The sequence below is a fragment of the Nocardia sp. NPDC005978 genome (genome assembly GCF_040614455.1).
Lineage (GTDB): Bacteria > Actinomycetota > Actinomycetes > Mycobacteriales > Mycobacteriaceae > Nocardia.
The window spans coordinates 13,331-30,722 of the sequence record NZ_JBEXUS010000020.1 but is presented as its reverse complement, the minus strand read 5'-3'; the positions used below and the strand labels follow the sequence as shown (position 1 = coordinate 30,722).

The following is a 17,392-nucleotide window of genomic DNA, read 5'->3' as shown; positions in this document are numbered from 1 at the left end:
GATCAGCCCCGGAGGGTGGCGTGGAGTTCCTGCAGGGACCGCACGCCGATGCCGCCGTTGATGGTGGCCTCGATGCCCTGCACGGCCGCGGCCGCGCCCTGGACCGTGGTGATGCACGGGATGTTCGCGCTCACCGCGGCGGTGCGGATCTCGTAGCCGTCCACGCGGGGACCGTTGTTGCCGTACGGGGTGTTGAACACGATGTCGACCTCCCCGTCCTTGATCATGTCGACGATGCTCGCCTGCTCCTCGGACGCGGCGTCCGAGTGCTTGCGCACCACCTCGCACGGAATACCGTTGCGCCGCAGCATCTCCGCGGTGCCCTCGGTCGCCAGGATCCGGAAGCCCAGATCGTGCAGCCGCTTGACCGGGAACACCATAGCGCGCTTGTCGCGGTTGGCGATCGAGACGAAGGCCGAGCCCTCGGTCGGCAGCGAACCGTAGGACGCGGTCTGGCTCTTGGCGAAGGCGGTGCCGAAGTCGGCGTCGATGCCCATGACCTCACCGGTGGATTTCATCTCCGGCGAGAGCAGCGAATCGATGCCGGTGCCGTCGGGCCGCTTGAAGCGGTGGAACGGCAGCACGGCTTCCTTGACCGCGACCGGGGCGTCGATCGGGGTGTGCCCGCCGTCGCCCTCGGCCGGGAGCAGGCCCTCCTTGCGGAGTTCGGCGATGGTGGCGCCCAGCGCGATTCGCGCCGCGGCCTTGGCGAGCGGCACCGCGGTGGCCTTGGACACGAACGGCACGGTGCGGCTGGCGCGCGGGTTGGCCTCGAGGACGTAGAGCACGTCGTCCTTGAGCGCGTACTGCACGTTCAGCAGACCCTTGACGCCGATGCCCTTGGCCAGCGCGACGGTCGAACGGCGCACGGCCTCGATATCGCTGCGGCCCAAAGTGATCGGGGGCAGGGCGCACGCGGAGTCACCGGAGTGGATGCCGGCCTCCTCGATGTGCTCCATGACCCCGCCCAGGTACACCTCGTCGCCGTCGCACAGGGCGTCGACGTCGATCTCGATGGCGTCTTCCAGGAACCGGTCGATGAGCACCGGGCGGTTCTGGGAGATCTCGGTCGCGCGGGAGATGTAGCCCTCGAGGGTGGCCTCGTCGTAGACGATCTCCATGCCGCGTCCGCCGAGCACGTAGGAGGGACGCACCAGGACCGGGTAGCCGATCTCGGCGGCGATCTTCTTCGCCTGCGGGAAGGTGGTGGCGGTGCCGTACTTGGGAGCCGGAAGGCCCGCCGCGACAAGGACATCGCCGAACTCGGCGCGGTCCTCGGCCAGGTCGATGGCGGCGGCGGAGGTGCCGACCACGGGCACGCCCGCTTCGGTCAGCTTCTGCGCCAGGCCCAGCGGGGTCTGCCCGCCCAGCTGGCAGATGACGCCCGCGACGGTGCCGGACTCGGTTTCGGCGTGGTAGACCTCGAGGACGTCCTCGAAGGTCAGCGGCTCGAAGTAGAGGCGGTCGGCGGTGTCGTAGTCCGTGGAGACGGTCTCGGGGTTGCAGTTGACCATGACGGTTTCGAAGCCGGCGGCCGAGAGCGTCTGTGCCGCATGCACACACGAGTAGTCGAACTCGATGCCCTGGCCGATGCGGTTCGGGCCCGAACCCAGGATCAGCACCTTCTCGCGCTCACGCTGCGGCGCGACCTCGGACTCCGCCGCGGGATCGAGCTCGTAGGCCGAGTAGTGGTACGGGGTCTTGGCCTCGAACTCGGCGGCGCAGGTGTCGACGGTCTTGAAGACCGGGCGGATGTGCAGGCGGTGCCGCAGCGCGCGCACGCCGTCCTCACCCGCGAGTTCCGGTCGCAGCGAAGCGATCTGGCGATCGGAGAGGCCGTAGTGCTTGGCGGTGCGCAGCAGCGGCTCGTCCAGCACGGCGGCGTCCAGGATCTCCTGGCGCAGCTCGACCAGGGCGGCGACCTCGGCCACGAACCACGGGTCGATGCCCGAGGCCTTGGCGGTGTCCTCGATGCTCGCGCCCAGGCGCAGCGCCCGCTCCACCTGGTAGATGCGGCCCTCGGTGGGGGTGCGCAGATCCTCGAGGATGGCCTCGACGTCGGTCCACTCGCCATCGGGCTGGGTCCAGAAGCCCACGGCCTTGGTCTCGAGCGAGCGCAGCACCTTGCCCAGGGCCTCGGAGAAGTTGCGGCCCATGGACATCGCCTCGCCGACCGACTTCATGGTGGTGGTCAGCGTCGGGTCGGCGCCCGGGAACTTCTCGAACGCGAAGCGCGGGGCCTTGACCACGACGTAGTCGAGCGTGGGCTCGAAGCAGGCCGGGGTCTCCTTGGTGATGTCGTTGACGATCTCGTCCAGGGTGTAGCCGATGGCCAGCTTGGCGGCGATCTTGGCGATCGGGAATCCCGTTGCCTTGGAAGCCAATGCGGACGAGCGCGAGACGCGCGGGTTCATCTCGATGACGATCAGGCGGCCGTCGGCGGGGTCCACCGCGAACTGGATGTTGCAGCCGCCGGTGTCGACGCCGACCTCGCGCAGGATGTCGATGCCCAGGTCGCGCATCTTCTGGTACTCGCGGTCGGTGAGGGTCATGGCCGGGGCGACGGTGACCGAGTCACCGGTGTGCACGCCCATCGGGTCCACGTTCTCGATCGAGCAGACGATGACCACGTTGTCGTTGCGGTCACGCATGAGCTCGAGCTCGAATTCCTTCCAGCCCAGGATGGATTCCTCGATGAGCACGTTCGCGGTCGGGGAAGCCGCCAGGCCGCCGCCGGCGATGCGATCGAGATCCTCGTGGTTGTAGGCCATACCCGAGCCGAGGCCGCCCATGGTGAAGGACGGGCGCACGACGACCGGGAAGCCCAGTTCCTCGACGGTCTCGCGGACTTCGGCCATGGTGTAGCAGACCTTGGAGCGCGCGCTCTCGCCGCCGACCTTGGCGACGATGTCCTTGAACTTCTGGCGATCCTCGCCGCGCTGGATGGCTTCGAAGTCCGCGCCGATCAGCTCGACGTTGTACTTCTCCAGAATGCCGTTGTCGTGCAGGTCGACCGCGCAGTTGAGCGCGGTCTGACCGCCCAGGGTCGCCAGGATCGCGTCGGGGCGCTCCTTGGCGATGACCTTCTCCACGTACTGCCAGGTGATCGGCTCGACGTAGGTGGCGTCGGCGAACTCCGGGTCGGTCATGATGGTGGCCGGGTTGGAGTTGACCAGCGAGACGCGCAGGCCCTCCGACCGCAGGACGCGACAGGCCTGGGTTCCCGAATAGTCGAACTCACACGCCTGGCCGATGACGATCGGGCCCGAGCCGATCACCAGGATGTGATTGAGGTCGGTCCGGCGTGGCATCAGGCACCTTCCATCAGGCTGGAGAAACGATCGAACAGGTAGGCGGCGTCGTGCGGTCCGGCGGCGGCCTCGGGGTGGTACTGCACCGAGAAGGCGCGGCCGCTGACCAGCTGAACACCTTCCACGACACCGTCATTGGCGCACACGTGGGAGACCTCGGCCTTACCGAACGGGGTGTCGAACACCTCGCCGCGCTCGCCCTCGAGGGCGAAGCCGTGGTTCTGGGCGGTGATCGAGATGCGCCCGGTGTGGTGCTCGATGACCGGGATGTTGATGCCGCGGTGACCGAACTTCATCTTGTAGGTCTTGCGACCCAGGGCGCGGCCCAGGATCTGGTTGCCGAAGCAGATGCCGAACAGCGGGATGTCGGCCTGCAGCACCTGCTGGGTCAGCGCGACCGCGCCGTCGGCGGTGGCCGGGTCGCCGGGACCGTTCGACAGGAACACCCCGTTGGGGTTCAGTTCCTTGATCTGGTCGAAGGTGACGTTCGAGGGCACCACGTGCACCCGCATGCCGCGTTCGGCGAACATGCGCGGGGTGTTGGACTTGATGCCGAGGTCGACCGCGACGACCGTGAAGCGGTGTTCGCCGACCGGCTCGATGGTGTACATCTCGTCGGTGGAGACCTCACCGGCCAGGTCCGCGCCCAGCATGGAGGGCTGGTTGTTGACCCGGGCGAGCAGCTCCTCGTAGTCGGCCAGGGCCGCACCGGAGAAGACGCCGGCCTTCATGGAACCGCGGGTGCGCAGGTGCCGCACCAGGGCTCGGGTGTCGATGCCCGCGATGCCGACGATGTTCTGGTTCTCCAGCTCTTCCTGGAGGGTGCGCTTGGAGCGCCAGTTGGAGGCGCGGCGCGCGGGGTCACGCACGGCGTACCCGGCGACCCAGATCCTGCTCGACTCGTCGTCCTCGTCGTTCCAGCCGGTATTGCCGATCTGCGGGGCGGTGGCCACCACGATCTGCTTGGCGTAGCTGGGGTCGGTCAGGGTCTCCTGGTAGCCGGTCATCGCGGTGCAGAACACCGCCTCTCCCAGAGTCTGTCCGGCCGCGCCGAAGGTCGTCCCGCGGAATACGCGACCATCCTCGAGCACCATCACCGCGGTATCGCCGCTGCTCATGCCTCGTCTCCCGTCTTCGTAGATGTCTTCGCCCCGGTCCACGCCGGGTACACAGTCTTGTCATCGCCCCGGAAACCGGTATCCACCTCGGTCCCGGTCGGCAGCTTCCAGCGAATCACCAGCACTCCGCCTTCCGTCATCACCTTGCCCGCGTGCCCGCGCTCGGTGCGCACCGCGGTGATGGACTCCTCGGGAATCCAGATGGTTCCCGCGCCCGATCGCTCGAGCAGGATGCCGCGCTCGAACCTGGTCATTTCCGCTGTGGCCCGGAATCCCAGGTCGCCCACCGTGATTCGCTGAATCCAGCTCGGCGAGAGGGTGCTGCCCAGGTACAGCCCGGTGGTCGGCTCCAGCAGCTGCGCGCCGCAGTCCGCGGGCACGGCCGGCAGTTCGCCGATCGAGGCCGCCTGCTTCTTGGCCCTACCGGTCCAGGCCCAGTACATGAGCCCGATCCCGGCGACGAAGGCCACCACCAGCAACACGACCTGCACGGTTCGATCCATTACGGTTCTCCTCGGTTCCCCACCCGCCGGTCTCCACCGGCGAAGACCACATCGGCGCCGCGCGCGGCGCTCGCGACCCCGTCCCGCGAGGTGATCCGGCCGCGCAGGAAGGTGGCGGTCACCTTCGCGGGCAGGGTCATCTCGTCGAAGGGGGTGTTGTGGGCGATGCTGGCGAGTTCCTTCGCGCGCACCGTCCACTCGGTATTCGGGTCGATCAGCGTCAGGTTCGCCGGTTCGCCGACCGCGATCGGGCGGCCCTGATCGTCCAGGCCCACGATGCGAGCCGGGTTCTCGCTCATCACGCGGGCGACGCCGCGCCAGTCGAGCAGGCCGGTCTCGACCATGGTGCGCACGATGATCGACAGCGCGGTCTCGAGGCCGAGCATGCCGGGGCGGGCGGCCGCGAACTCGCAGCACTTGTCCTGTTCGGCGTGCGGGGCGTGGTCGGTGGCGACGCAGTCGATGACGCCCTCGGCCAGCGCCTGGCGCAGGGCGGCCACGTCGGAGGTCTCGCGCAGCGGCGGGTTGACCCGGTTCACCGCGTCGTAGGTCTCCAGGCGCGAGTCGTCCAGCAGCAGGTGGTGCGGGGTGACCTCGGCGGTGATCGAAATGCCCTGGGACTTGGCCCATTTCAGCAGTTCGACGGTGCCCGCGGTGGAGGCGTGGCAGATGTGCACGCGAGCGCCGGCGTCGCGGGCCAGCAGCGCGTCGCGGGCCACGATGGACTCCTCGGCGGCGCGGGGCCAGCCGGCCAGACCCAGGCGGGCGGCGTTCGGGCCCTCGTGCGCGACCGCGCCCTTGGTCAGGCGGGGCTCTTCGGCGTGCTGGGCGATGAGCACGCCCAGGGAGTTGGAGTACTCCAGCGCGCGGCGCATGATCAGCGGGTCGTAGACGCAGTGGCCGTCGTCGGAGAACATGCGCACGTTGCCGATTCCGGCGGCCATGGTGCCCATCTCGGCGAGCTGCTTGCCCTCGAGACCGACGGTGACCGCGCCGACCGGGTGCACGTCGACCAGGCCGACCTCCTGGCCGCGCCGCCACACGTGGTCGGTGATGACCGAGGAGTCCGCGACCGGGCTGGTGTTGGCCATGGCGAACACCGCGGTGTAACCGCCGATCGCCGCTGCGGCGGAACCGGTTTCGATGGTCTCGGTGTCCTCGCGGCCCGGCTCGCGCAGATGCGTGTGCAGGTCGATGAAGCCCGGGAGCAGGAATTGCCCGGCGCCGTCGATGATCTCGGCGTCGTCGGCGCTCAGGCCCGGGCCGATCTCGCGAATCTCACCGTCGGCGAGCAGCACGTCGACCGCGTCGCCTTCGCCGTAGAGAAGGACGTTCTTGATCAGGACGCTCATGCCACCACCTCGTCGGTTCCGACCAGCAGGCGGAACAGCACCGCCATGCGCATATGGACTCCGTTGTTGACCTGTTGCAGCACAGCCGCTTTGGAAGAATCGGCGACGGCCGACGCGATTTCCATGCCGCGCAGCATGGGACCCGGGTGCAGCACCACGGCGTGCTCGTCGAGCAGGCCGAGGCGGCGCTCGCTGAGGCCGTAGTTGATCGAGTACTCGCGCGCCGACGGGAAGAAGCCGCCGTTCATGCGCTCGGCCTGCACGCGCAGCATCATGACCGCGTCCGCGCCGGGCAGTTCCGCGTCCAGCGAGTGCGCGACGCGCACCGGCCAGGCCTCCACGCCGACCGGCAGCAGCGTGCGCGGGGCGACCAGCACCACCTCGGCGCCGAGAGTGGCCAGCAGGAAGGCGTTCGAGCGCGCGACCCGGCTGTGCAGGATGTCCCCGACCAGCACGACCCGCTTGCCTTCCAGGTCGCCGAGGCGCTGGCGCAGGGTCAGCGCGTCGAGCAGCGCCTGGGTGGGGTGCTCGTGGGTGCCGTCGCCGGCGTTGATGATGGCCGGTCCGGGTCCGGCGAAACCCGCACTGCCGTCCTGCATCTGGGCGAACCAGCGCGCAATCTGATGCGCGGCGCCCGAGGCCGGATGGCGCACGATGAGCGCGTCCGCGCCCGCCGCGTGCAGGGTCAGCGCGGTGTCGCGCAGCGACTCGCCCTTGGAATTCGAGGAGGAGCTGGAGCTGACGTTGATGACGTCCGCGCTCATCCACTTGCCCGCGACCTCGAAGGAAACCCTGGTGCGCGTGGAGTTCTCGAAGAACACGGTCATAACCGTGCGCCCGCGCAGGGTCGGCAGCTTCTTGACCTCGCGGCCCAGCAGGGCCTGTTCGAAGCGTTCGGCGTCATCGAGCAGCGCGGTGGCGTTCGCGCGGTCCAGATCGGTGACCGAGAGCAGATGCTTCACTTGTCCCCCTCCTGATGACGCAGGTACACGCCGTCGCGGCCGTCGTGCTCGCGCAGCAGCACCGAGATGTCCTCCGAGCGGGAGGTGGGCACGTTCTTGCCGACGTAGTCGGCGCGGATGGGCAGTTCGCGGTGGCCGCGGTCGATGAGCACAGCGAGCTGCACGGCGCGGGGGCGGCCCAGATCGCGCAGGCCGTCCAGCGCCGAACGCACGGTGCGGCCGGAGAAGAGCACGTCGTCGACCAGGACGACCAGCGCGTCCTCGACCCCGCCCTCGGGCACCGAGGTGCGTTCGAGCGGACGGTGCGGGCGTGAGCGCAGGTCGTCGCGGTAGAGGGTGATGTCCAGGGAGCCGACCGCGGGGCGCACACCGGAGAACTCTTCGATGCGATTGGCCAGGCGGGTGGCGAGAGTGGTTCCGCGCGTGGGGATTCCGACCAGCACGACGCGGGCGTGCCGCTCGTCTCCGGAATCCAGGGCGGTCTTCTCGATGATCTGGTGCGCCATCCGGGCGATGGTGCGGCCGACATCGGAATCGGAAAGCAGTTCGCGACCGGCGTCGACCTGTTCGGGATCGTGCCGCTGCGAGTGTTGCTGCTCAGCGCTCGACTTGGGCGCCCGGTCTTCGGGCACGGCCATGCCGACCTCCTTCTCCGCCTCACCGGACGGTCCGTTAAAGGATGTCTTTTCGGGTTTGGAGCCTAGCAGCGGCGGCGAACACGGCGGGCACCGCACCCCTGTGGCAACCGGGGGTTCGCGGCGGCGGTTCGGAGCGGTCCGGGTGGCATTGCCGCAGAGTCGCCGGTTCGGCGCGAATGAGCAGTACAGGCCCGGCACCTGCGGATTCGCCGTCGACAATCCTCGCAATTCGGGAGGGCGAATAGCAATCTCGTAGCAATGATCAAGACCGGAAGGTTTGCGGCGGCCGCCCTCCTGCCGCCGGGGGCTGGGAGGAAGGTCACAGCGAATACGGCGCTGATCTGGGGGTCTTGCCGGGGCGGCCGAGATCACACACGGGCCGGCCGCAAGATCGCCGACGCGCCGCGGACCACCCCCGCGACACGGGCATTCCCGGCTACTGACCGGTCTTCATACACCGTAAACCACACGTGTGCGATGCTCGGGGTGTGAGCAACGAAGCTGATTTCACCGAGCCGGCCCGCGTCACCTTCCGCGGCCACGGCGGCATCACCCTCGCGGGCGACTCCTGGGGACCCCAGGATGGACCGCTCGTGGTGTTCCTGCACGGGGGCGGGCAGACCCGGCATTCCTGGAAGGATTCCGGGCTGGCGCTGGCCAAGGCCGGTATGCACGCGGTCCTGCTGGACGCGCGCGGACACGGTGACAGCGAGTGGGCGCCCGAGGGCGACTACCGCCGCGACGCGATGGTCCAGGACCTGATGGCGGTGCTGGAGCAGCTCGGCAAGCCGGCGTTCGTGGTGGGCGCGAGCATGGGCGGGCTCACCGGCCTGCTGGCCACCGTGCATCCCCGCCACGAACTGATCACCGGCCTGGTCCTGGTGGATGTGGTCCCGCGCCCCGAGCGCAAGGGCGTGGAACGCGTCCTGAACTTCCTCAGCGGCAACCCCGAAGGTTTCGCCACCCTCGACGAGGCCGCCGACGCGGTCGCCGCCTACCTCCCCCACCGCCGCCGCCCCCGCAGCCCCGAGGGCCTGCTGCGCAACCTGCGTCAGCGCGCGGACGGCCGCTGGTACTGGCACTGGGATCCGGCGATGATGTCCGGCAGCGGCGAGGACATCGACCTGCATTCGGAGGTCCTCGAGGACGCGGCCCGCCGCCTGACGATCCCGGTCCTGCTGGTCCGCGGCGCCCTCTCAGACGTGGTGAGCGAGACCGGCGTGGCCGCGTTCCGCGCCCTGGTCCCCGCCGCCGAGTACACCGAGATAGGCGCCGCCGCCCACACCGCCGCCAGCGATGCGAACGACGAGTTCACCGACGCGGTGGTGGATTTCGTCCGCGCGAAGACCCTGGAGAAGTAACCCGGCTCGGAGCCGCCGGACTCGACCGAGTCCGGCGCACCCGGTTGTGGCGCAACCGCGCATCGCCCGGACCTGCGCCGGACGCACCGGTCGTCGATGCCCCGCTGGATCAGGACAGCAGGAACGTCAGAACCGGCAGAATCACCGCCGTGAACCCCGCGAAAACGAGCGCGCCCGTACGCACTTTCGGGATCGCCGGGAACCGCGTGGTGACGTACAGGTAGGTGCCGAGGGCAATGAACAGGGTGCCCCAGACCACGAGCGCTCGACTACCGATGTCGCCGAGCCGGTTCGCGAACGCCACCGCCAGGATCGCGATGGTGGCACCGGATGGCGCGCCGATCGCGAGCACCGCGGCCCCGGCGTAGCTGTTCATCACCATCGAGCGTCCCCGGATCGCCAGCAGCTCCTGCGGATCATCCGGACTCGTACCCTCGTCACGGCAGATCAGGTCGAAAACCTTTGCCGGGTTCACTCTTTCGTTCAGCGTGACCCGAATTCCTCCCATGGCGGCGAGCGCCTGCACGGTGGCATAGGTCGTCACGAACCCCTCCCTGGAGGTCCGGAAGCCCCCTCGGGTCGACAGTGCGGGTTCGGTGTCCTGGAGGTCGAGGAGGTCTTTCAGCGCCCCGCGGAATGCCGGATCGAAAATCGTGCCGCCACCCGCGCACGCCAACGCCGTTACCGCCCAGTGCAGCGAGACGTGCCGCCAGGAGTCCGCGACGTCACCGCGCCGGACGGTTTCCTCTTCGACCCGCGCGCCGCCATCGCGCAAAGTTTCCAGAACGTGGGCAAGGGCCAATTCCCGGGCTCGTTCGAGTCGTTTGCCACCGAACGACGCGATCTCGGGCAGCAGCAGAACAATAGCGGCCTGTGCGGACGCGAACAGCGGCCGGAACTGGACGTCGTCGTCGAGCAGTGCCGACACCACGAAACGGATACCACGCGTGACCGACTCGGTGATCGGATCCGCGGGATTGTTCGCGGGCGCGACCCCCACCAGGGCGCGCAGGGCCTCGGTGGTCGCCGTCACCGATACCGCCCCGGTTCGGCTGCTCATGCGCCAGCCGCCGGTCACCGGGTCCTGCTCCGCGAGTAGTTCTGCCACACAGCCGGTTACGTGCCGGTCCGCCGGCCCGAAACCGAGGGCCAGCAGCGCCCGCAACCGCCAGGCCATATCGATCGGAGCGCGGAAAACGCGGGCCCCGCGCGGATCCCCGAGCACCGAATCGCGCTGGAGCAGGCGCACCACCTCGGCTTTGTTCGGCACCTCGCCACCGATCCCGATGAGCGCGCACACCACCTCGGCGGTGTCCTGCGGGTTCGGTGGAACGTCGGGCACCCACCCCCAACCCGCACCCCCGGTGGTGTCGGTCCGCTGGTTCTGCACCAGCCAGTCCACGGCCAGCCCAATTCTCTCGTCCACGTTGGACATCGGCGGTCCCCCACGAATAGCGTTCCGCCCACACTATGCGAACCGACCGGCACGGTCAGCGCAATCGTGCTGAAACCTGTTGCACGATAAGAGTGTTCGCATCCGTCACCTGGCCGCGGCAATCACACGACCTTCCAGCTCCCCCGAATCAGAGCCGGGGCCGCACTCGAAGTGATGCACTCCGAGCAGCGGCGCATCGGAACCCCTCCCTGCGGGCGCGGCAGCCCCCACTGACCGGCGAGTCCGACGCCATCCCACCCCTCTTCGGTTCCGCCGACCCCGTGCGGCGGTCCGGTATCTCGTCAGCTCGGCGGCGGCCGGCGCTTTCCTGTTCGCAGCGATCTCGATATGCGCTCCCACCCGCCGTCGATCGCCGGCGCGAACCTGTTCTGCACCGCCACCGCCCCCAGGACCAGCGCTCCGCCCGCCAGCGCGGCGGGAGTGAGCCGGGTGCCGGCCAGCACCGCCCCGAGCAAGGAGGCGACCACCGCTTCGTTGAGACCGATGATCCCCGCCGTCGTCGCGTCGGCCGTACGCAGAGCCCACCAGTAGCAGGCGAATCCGGGGCCGAGCAGAAGCGCGCCGGTGGCCAGTAGCGCGAGCACCGCCGTGTTCGGGGGTGGAGCGGCGACAGCCAGGGGCGCGGCGAACACCGCCGCGACCCCCAGTTGCGATCCCGCCGCGGAAACCGTCGGCTGCGCGGCGGAATTCGCGGCGACCAGCACTATCAGGCCCGCGACACAGGCCGCGCTGCCCACCGCCAGCAGGCACCCGATCAGCGCCGCGCTCGGCGCGGATCCGCCGGTGCGAGCCGCCCCGACCAGGACGATGCCGGCTCCGACAAGCGCCAGTTCGAGGAACACGGACAGCGTTATCGGCAAGCGTCCCCGCACGATCCGGGCAAGGATGATCAACACGGGCGCTGTCAGATGCAACGCGACGACCACCGGTAGCGGACCGAGCCGCAACGCCGCCAGATACAGCCCCAGGTTGGCTGCCTCGAGCACACCCAACAGCAGATAGAAGCGCCGATCGGCCGCGAAGACCCGCCACGGCCGATCACCGCACACCGCGGCCAGGCCGATCAACACCACCGCACCGCCCGCCGCGACCGGTGCGGTCGCGCCGACACCCGCCCCTATCAATGCCAATACCGCGCTCGAGGCCCCCCACAGAGTCGTTGCCAGGCAGAGCAAGCCGATCGAGCGCCATCCCGCTGCCACAACCGAACTCTAGGCACGGAATCGATCTCGCGCCTCCACTACCCGCACACCGCGCGCTCCCGACGCGGCCGTCGTCCGGGCGGCGGAGGGCTCCGAATGTCCGGTGGTTCCGGCGGGCGGACTCATTCCGGCAACGGGAAAGCAGCGATTCTCACGGTGCCATCGTTCGCCGCCGAGGTGACCATCGGCATCGAACCCCTTGGCGAAGACCGGCTTTCGACGCCGATTCTGCTTCGTCTTGCCGACATGCGAAGCCGCGCACGACCGGTCGGCGGCGACCCGATCACCCACCCTGCCCGATGATCCGTGCCGACAACGCTGCGATGTCGACGGGACCGGTGGTGTCGACCTCGAGCACCGGGGTCAGGGACAGGGGCTCGGCCTCGCGGGACCATCGGGGCCAGTCGGTGAGCAAGCGGTCGGCATCCCGGTGTAGCGGCGGCCGGACCCGGGTGGCGTATCGGGTCCTCGCCACCTCGGGTGGGACGGCGCACCAGAGTTCGAGGGTGTGGGGCGCGGCGACTCGGGCTATGCCTGCCGCCGCGTGGGCGCGGTCGCGGGGGGCGAACCACCAGGAGTCAGCCACGACATGCCGCGGGGTGGAGGCGGCCAGCGACCAGAGGGTGTCCATCGCTATTCCGCCGAGGGCGGGGAACATCGCCTCGTCGTCGACGCAGGACGCCAGTGCCTCCTTGATGGCGTCCTTGGACAGCAGTTCCGCGTGCAACCGCGCCGCCAGCGCCCGGGACAGCGTCGACTTGCCCGAGCCGGGCAGGCCGTTCACCAGGACCAGAAGTTTGTCCACCGGAGCATTTTCTACGGGCACGTGGGCATTCTGACCGAGCGTGCCCGGTAGCGGATCAGATCCGGGGCAGGGTCGCGTTCAGGGTCTCCAGGTACAGGCGGGATCGGGTCGCTTGGATTTTCAGTTCGTAGATCTGCTGGTTGTTCAGGTGGGTGCGGATGTAGTCGGCCAGTTCGGTGTTCTCGGGGGCGAAGGGGTTCGCGGGGCGCAGGTCCAGGGCGCTTTCGAGGCCGCGGGGAGTGTCGTCGAGGCCGGGGGCGCGCGGGAGGAGGCGGAGCTCGTCGGTCGTGTAGAGGCGCACGGGGTAGGTGCGATTCGAGGGGGAGGTCAGGGTCACGGCGTGTTCGGTTTGGGCCCAGTCGAAGTGGTCGAGGGTCAGGGTCCAGCCGGCGGGCAGGGAGCCCGCGAAGGAGAGGTCCACCTCGGGGGCCAGGGTCAGGGCGGATTGGTCGACGCGGGGGTCGGCGGGGAGCAACGCTTGCTGGAGGGGCTGACCCGTGGCGGTGAACTGCCAGGAGTCGGCGTAGAGGGGCTTGGACCAGAACCCGGTGTTGCCCCCGGATCGGCCCTCCACCACCAGGACCCGGTCTTCCACCGCGGGACCGCTGTCTTGGATGGACAGCCGGGAGGTGATCTCGCCGGGCACCTTCGGCTGATGCCGCCAGTCGGCGGCGGGCAGGGAGATCGCGGCGAACCGAGGATCGAGGCGTTCGGCCAGCTGGTTCGGCGCGGAAGGCTTGTCGCCCTGCGGTTGCCAGGTGTAGCGGCCCGGAATGTGGTTCGCCCCGGCCAGATCCAGATCGTATTCGCGGGAGTAGATGTCGCCGTAGCGATTCATGACCACCGTGACCGATCCGGAGACCGACAGCGATTCGCCGATGAAACGCCCGCCCACGGGTCCGCCGATCTCGTAGCTGAGATCGGCCGGGAGCCAGGGATCCTGATAGGTGATCCGCGAACCGTCGCCGGTCAGACTGACGATCTGCACCAGCCCCGCGGTGAGCGGGTGCCTGTACCCCGCGGCGTCGACGAAACTGCCGGACATCCGATGACTCAGCGCCCACCGGTTCGATGAGATCGAATCCGATTCCGAGCCGGGGATTTTCATCCCCGGCCACAGCCAGATCGGCCCGCCGTAGGAGTGCGTCCAATTCCACAGCAGCGGCCCGGACAGCAGGTTGTCCAGCGAGTAGATCCACCCCCGCGCGTCGATCGCGACGAGCATGTTGCCGTTCACCGAGATCGCCTCGATCCCGCCGTCGAGGCAACCGGGCGTTGTCACCTTGCGCCACGGGTCGTTCGAGGCCCGGGGCCGCACGTACAGCGCGCCGTCGCGCAGCACCACGTCGACATAGTCGTTGAATCCCTGCGTGTAGTCCCGGAATTCGATGGCGGGCGGGAAGCTCATCCCGGCCGGGGCGAGTGCGAGCGTGTCGAACTCCGCGAGCCCGCCGGGCGTGGGCAGCGGCAGGAACAGCCCCGGCAGCGGCGGCAGGATCTGCAGCGTCCCGATCGCGGGCACGCAGCTCAACGGCTCGTCCGCCGACGCCGCCGGAACACCGGACACCCCGGCCGCGGCACAGGCGACGGCGATCAGCAGCGACGTGCGCACCGAGTGACCCATCATGAAACTCCCGACTCCGATCGAATGTCCGCGTCCGGCCCCGGCACGCCCGCCGGAGCCTATCCCCGCCGGCACCGCGATTCGGTTCAGCGACACAGCAGCGAACCCGAGCGACACGGCAGCGAACCCATCTCGAACAGTTGTTCGATCTCTGCTACGTTGATGGCATGTCGCTGCCGCTGCAGGGTTCCCTGCTCGATGGATTCGGGGAGATGGGCGTCGGCCCGCTGACCGGCGTGCGCCGCACCGAACTGACCGCCGGGGCCTGGGTGGACGTGCTGCCCGGCTGGCTCACCGGCGCCGATCAGCTCTTCGAACAGCTCGCCGCCGCGGTGCCCTGGCGCACCGACCGGCGCACCATGTACGACCGCGTGGTCGACGTCCCCCGCCTGCTGTTCTCGTACCGCGAGGGCGATCCGCTCCCGGACCCGGTGCTGGTCGAGGCCCGGCAGGCCCTGAGCACGCACTATCGCGACGAACTGGGCGAGCCCTTCGTCTCGGCCGGTCTCTGCTACTACCGCGACGGCAACGACAGCGTGGCCTGGCACGGCGACACCTTCGGGCGTGGCGCCACCGAGGACACGATGGTGGCGATCGTGTCGGTGGGCGCGGCCCGCGCGCTGGCGCTGCGCCCGCGCGGCGGCGGGGAGAGTCTGCGATTCGCCCTGGGCCACGGCGATCTGGTGGTCATGGGCGGCTCCTGCCAGCGCACCTGGGAGCACGCGATCCCGAAAACCCGCCGCCCCGTAGGACCCCGGATCAGCATCCAGTTCCGCGCCCGCGGCGTGTGGTGACCGCACCGCCCGCCCGCCCGCCGGCCGGCGCGCACCCGGGAATGAATGCCACGGCCCCGCAGTTCCCCCGAATCGCGACAGTCGATACGCGGTGCGTGAGGAGTGATGGGCAATGGCTTCAACTTTCGAGCTCGGTGGCGATCTTCCCGTAGGCCGGATCGGTTACGGCACCATGCGATTGGCGGCGGCTCCCGAACCCGGTTTCGACGCGGGCGCGGGACACATCTGGCGGGCCCCGCGCGATCGGGACGCGGCGATCGCGGTGCTGCGGCGCGCGGCGGAGCTGGGAATCACCCTGTTCGACACGGCCGACTCGTACGCGCTCGGTGAGAACGAGGCCCTGGTGGCCGAGGCCCTGCACCCCTACCGCGACGACGTGGTGATCGCGACCAAGGTGGGCGTGGCCCGCCCGTCGCCGACCGAATGGGTCCCGATCGGGCATCCCGCGTATCTGCGCCAGCAGGCCGAACTGAGCCTGCGGCGACTGCGGGTGGACCGCATCGACCTGCTGCAGCTGCATCGCGTCGATCCCGCTGTGCCACTGGCCGATCAGATCGGCGCACTGCGGCAACTGGTCGAGGAGGGCAAGGTCCGGCACATCGGCCTGTCCGAGGTCTCGGTCGGGCAGTTGCGCGAAGCGGCGGAGATCACCCCGATCGCCGCCGTGCAGAATCTCTACAATCTCGGCGCGCGTCAGCACGAAGACGTCGTGGATTACGCTGCGGCCCAAGGCATCGCGTTCATACCGTTCTTCCCGGTGGCCGGTGGTTCGCACGCCGCCGCGGACAGCCCGCTGGCGGAGGTGGCGGCCGAGATCGGCGCGACCCCGGCGCAGACCGCCCTGGCCTGGCTGCTGCACCGCTCCCCCGTCATCCTGCCGATTCCGGGCACCACCTCGATCGAGCATCTGGCCGAGAACACGGCCGCGGCGCAGGTTCGGCTCTCCGCCGAGCAGTTCGACCGCCTGTCCGCGGTGGGCGCGGCGGCGGTTCCCGCCTGAGCGGCGCAGTCCATGTCGCGCACCGCCCCGGGGTTCAGGGGCGGCGCGCGAATTCCGGAGCGTGCTCGGGCAGCACCCCGCGCGCCACCAGGAACGGCGGCAGGCTCCGCAGAATCGGAATCCGGCGGAACACGCGCAGCGCCAGATTCGCGCGCTCGGCGTTGGAGACATTGAGTTCGCCGCGCACCGCCGGGCCGATGATCCGGGCGTGCGCGGTGCGCTGCATGGTCTGGGTCAGGACCGTCGGCAGCGTCCGGCGGCGCTGCACCCGGGCCAGATCGGCGGGCCGCACCCGGCGGGCCAGCAGTTGCGGCGCGAGAATGCGCGCCGCAGCCACCGCGTCCTGGACCGCGAGGTTGATCCCGACTCCGCCGACCGGCGACATGGCATGTGCCGCATCGCCTATGCAGAGCAGGCCGTCGGTGTACCAGCGGTCGAGGCGATCCAATTGCACGTCGAGTAGTTTCACCTCGTCCCAGTCCCGCACGGCGTCGACCCGGTCCAGCAGCCACGGCACGACCGCGGCCATATCGCGCAGGACCTCCCCCACCGGCCGTTCCCGCAGTGTCGCGTCGGCGTTCTTGGCCAGCAGCACCGCGCACTGCCAGTAGTCGCCGCGGTCGAGCATGATCGCGACGCGATCGGCGGTCAGCACCGGTACCGCACCCGCCGGATCGGTGCCGTTGCGCGGGATCGCGAACCACCACACGTCGAACGGCGTGGCCCAGCGCCGGGTACCCAGACCGGCCGCCGCGCGCAGGATCGAGCCGCGGCCGTCGCACGCGACCACCAGGTCGGCTCGAGTCTCGCCGGTGGCACCGTCTTTCGTGCGGTAGTGCACGCCCGCGATGCGGCCGTTCTCCCGCAGGGGCGCGGTGACCTCGGTGTTCATTCGAAGCCGGAAGGTGGGTTCGAGATCGCCCGCACGGGCGAGCAGATCCAGCAGATCCCACTGCGGCACCATGGCGATGTACTTGCGCCGCCCGGGGATGCGGTCGAAGGTGGCCAGGGTCTGCATCTTTCCGCCGATGGGCAGCTGCACCGAATTCATGCGCCGCTGAGGCAGTTTGGCGAATTCGTCCATGAGACCGAGTTCGTCGAGCAGGTCGAGCGTGGTGGGATGCACGGTGTCGCCCCGGAAGTCCCGCAGGAAGTCGCCGTGTTTCTCCAGCACGGTGACCTCGACCCCGGCGCGGGCCAGCAGCAGCCCCAGGATCATCCCCGCCGGACCCCCACCGGCGACGAGACAGGTCGTTTCTTCCATCG

Annotated in this window: 15 protein-coding genes; 4 read left to right on the top strand and 11 right to left on the bottom strand. The window is 69.5% G+C overall.

The genetic code is table 11. From position 1 onward, the window contains the following. Positions 1-2: 2 nt before the first annotated feature. Genes carB through pyrR form a run of 6 tightly spaced genes read right to left on the bottom strand, consistent with a single transcriptional unit; the run spans position 3 to position 7,884 of the window. Complete coding sequence (carB, locus tag ABZ319_RS11895; RefSeq protein ID WP_354986362.1) at positions 3-3,311, bottom strand: carbamoyl-phosphate synthase large subunit; 3,309 nt, start codon at positions 3,309-3,311, stop codon at positions 3-5. Further along, positions 3,311-4,429, bottom strand: coding sequence for a glutamine-hydrolyzing carbamoyl-phosphate synthase small subunit (gene carA, locus ABZ319_RS11890; RefSeq protein WP_354986361.1), 1,119 nt, complete (start codon positions 4,427-4,429; stop codon positions 3,311-3,313). The genes carB and carA overlap by 1 nt, the downstream gene beginning before the upstream one ends. After that, positions 4,426-4,932, bottom strand: coding sequence for a transporter (locus tag ABZ319_RS11885; protein WP_354986360.1), 507 nt, complete (start codon positions 4,930-4,932; stop codon positions 4,426-4,428). Before ABZ319_RS11885 ends, carA begins: the two co-directional genes overlap by 4 nt. Then, positions 4,932-6,284 carry a dihydroorotase gene (locus ABZ319_RS11880; protein ID WP_354986359.1) on the bottom strand — a complete coding sequence of 451 codons (1,353 nt, stop codon included), beginning with the start codon at positions 6,282-6,284 and terminating at the stop codon, positions 4,932-4,934. The genes ABZ319_RS11885 and ABZ319_RS11880 overlap by 1 nt, the downstream gene beginning before the upstream one ends. Further along, positions 6,281-7,246 (bottom strand): aspartate carbamoyltransferase catalytic subunit, encoded by a 966-nt coding sequence (locus ABZ319_RS11875; protein ID WP_354986358.1) that lies wholly within the window; start codon positions 7,244-7,246, stop codon positions 6,281-6,283. The genes ABZ319_RS11880 and ABZ319_RS11875 overlap by 4 nt, the downstream gene beginning before the upstream one ends. Beyond that, positions 7,243-7,884, bottom strand: a complete 642-nt coding sequence (gene pyrR / locus ABZ319_RS11870) for a bifunctional pyr operon transcriptional regulator/uracil phosphoribosyltransferase PyrR (RefSeq protein WP_354986357.1) — start codon at positions 7,882-7,884, stop codon at positions 7,243-7,245. The genes ABZ319_RS11875 and pyrR overlap by 4 nt, the downstream gene beginning before the upstream one ends. Positions 7,885-8,372: 488 nt before the next feature. Here pyrR and ABZ319_RS11865 point away from each other — a divergent pair, with 488 nt between their 5' ends. After that, on the top strand, positions 8,373-9,245 hold the full coding sequence (locus tag ABZ319_RS11865) for an alpha/beta hydrolase (protein WP_354986356.1): 873 nt from the start codon (positions 8,373-8,375) through the stop codon (positions 9,243-9,245). Between the two features lie 109 nt (positions 9,246-9,354). On the opposite strand, the gene ABZ319_RS11860 is transcribed toward ABZ319_RS11865, so the two are convergent. Together ABZ319_RS11860 and ABZ319_RS11855 are read right to left on the bottom strand one after the other, a co-directional pair. After that, on the bottom strand, positions 9,355-10,671 hold the full coding sequence (locus ABZ319_RS11860; protein WP_354986355.1) for a hypothetical protein: 1,317 nt from the start codon (positions 10,669-10,671) through the stop codon (positions 9,355-9,357). Between the two features lie 311 nt (positions 10,672-10,982). Next, positions 10,983-11,903: a DMT family transporter gene (locus ABZ319_RS11855; protein ID WP_354986354.1), complete on the bottom strand. Its 921-nt coding sequence runs from the start codon at positions 11,901-11,903 to the stop codon at positions 10,983-10,985. A gap of 96 nt (positions 11,904-11,999) precedes the next feature. Between ABZ319_RS11855 and ABZ319_RS11850 the strand changes: the two genes are divergently transcribed. Then, a complete protein-coding gene (locus ABZ319_RS11850; RefSeq protein WP_354986353.1) occupies positions 12,000-12,206 on the top strand; it encodes a hypothetical protein in 207 nt (68 codons plus the stop codon). Here the strand turns inward: ABZ319_RS11850 and ABZ319_RS11845 are convergent. Together ABZ319_RS11845 and ABZ319_RS11840 are read right to left on the bottom strand one after the other, a co-directional pair. Then, positions 12,187-12,708: an AAA family ATPase gene (locus ABZ319_RS11845; RefSeq protein ID WP_354986352.1), complete on the bottom strand. Its 522-nt coding sequence runs from the start codon at positions 12,706-12,708 to the stop codon at positions 12,187-12,189. The genes ABZ319_RS11850 and ABZ319_RS11845 overlap by 20 nt on opposite strands. Positions 12,709-12,763: 55 nt before the next feature. After that, positions 12,764-14,335, bottom strand: a complete 1,572-nt coding sequence (locus ABZ319_RS11840) for a hypothetical protein (RefSeq protein ID WP_354986351.1) — start codon at positions 14,333-14,335, stop codon at positions 12,764-12,766. A 164-nt stretch (positions 14,336-14,499) separates the two neighbouring features. On the opposite strand from ABZ319_RS11840, the gene ABZ319_RS11835 reads away from it, so the two are divergent. Both ABZ319_RS11835 and ABZ319_RS11830 read left to right on the top strand, forming a co-directional pair. Beyond that, the gene (locus ABZ319_RS11835; protein WP_354986350.1) at positions 14,500-15,126 is read left to right on the top strand and encodes an alpha-ketoglutarate-dependent dioxygenase AlkB; all 627 of its coding nucleotides are present in this window, start codon (positions 14,500-14,502) and stop codon (positions 15,124-15,126) included. A gap of 112 nt (positions 15,127-15,238) precedes the next feature. Next, positions 15,239-16,126, top strand: coding sequence for an aldo/keto reductase (locus ABZ319_RS11830; RefSeq protein WP_354986349.1), 888 nt, complete (start codon positions 15,239-15,241; stop codon positions 16,124-16,126). A 34-nt stretch (positions 16,127-16,160) separates the two neighbouring features. Here the strand turns inward: ABZ319_RS11830 and ABZ319_RS11825 are convergent, their stop codons facing one another. Beyond that, positions 16,161-17,390 carry an FAD-dependent oxidoreductase gene (locus ABZ319_RS11825; protein WP_354986348.1) on the bottom strand — a complete coding sequence of 410 codons (1,230 nt, stop codon included), beginning with the start codon at positions 17,388-17,390 and terminating at the stop codon, positions 16,161-16,163. Positions 17,391-17,392: the final 2 nt, after the last annotated feature.

What these genes read in the sequence shown, in the direction of transcription:
- ABZ319_RS11885 (WP_354986360.1), bottom strand. Translation starts at nt 4,932, where the DNA reads ATGGATCGAACCGTGCAGGTCGTGTTGCTGGTGGTGGCCTTCGTCGCC.
- carA (WP_354986361.1), bottom strand. Translation starts at nt 4,429, where the DNA reads ATGAGCAGCGGCGATACCGCGGTGATGGTGCTCGAGGATGGTCGCGTA.
- carB (WP_354986362.1), bottom strand. Translation starts at nt 3,311, where the DNA reads ATGCCACGCCGGACCGACCTCAATCACATCCTGGTGATCGGCTCGGGC.
- ABZ319_RS11825 (WP_354986348.1), bottom strand. Translation starts at nt 17,390, where the DNA reads ATGGAAGAAACGACCTGTCTCGTCGCCGGTGGGGGTCCGGCGGGGATG.
- ABZ319_RS11850 (WP_354986353.1), top strand. Translation starts at nt 12,000, where the DNA reads ATGTCCGGTGGTTCCGGCGGGCGGACTCATTCCGGCAACGGGAAAGCA.
- ABZ319_RS11840 (WP_354986351.1), bottom strand. Translation starts at nt 14,335, where the DNA reads ATGATGGGTCACTCGGTGCGCACGTCGCTGCTGATCGCCGTCGCCTGT.
- ABZ319_RS11835 (WP_354986350.1), top strand. Translation starts at nt 14,500, where the DNA reads ATGTCGCTGCCGCTGCAGGGTTCCCTGCTCGATGGATTCGGGGAGATG.
- ABZ319_RS11880 (WP_354986359.1), bottom strand. Translation starts at nt 6,284, where the DNA reads ATGAGCGTCCTGATCAAGAACGTCCTTCTCTACGGCGAAGGCGACGCG.
- ABZ319_RS11830 (WP_354986349.1), top strand. Translation starts at nt 15,239, where the DNA reads ATGGCTTCAACTTTCGAGCTCGGTGGCGATCTTCCCGTAGGCCGGATC.
- pyrR (WP_354986357.1), bottom strand. Translation starts at nt 7,884, where the DNA reads ATGGCCGTGCCCGAAGACCGGGCGCCCAAGTCGAGCGCTGAGCAGCAA.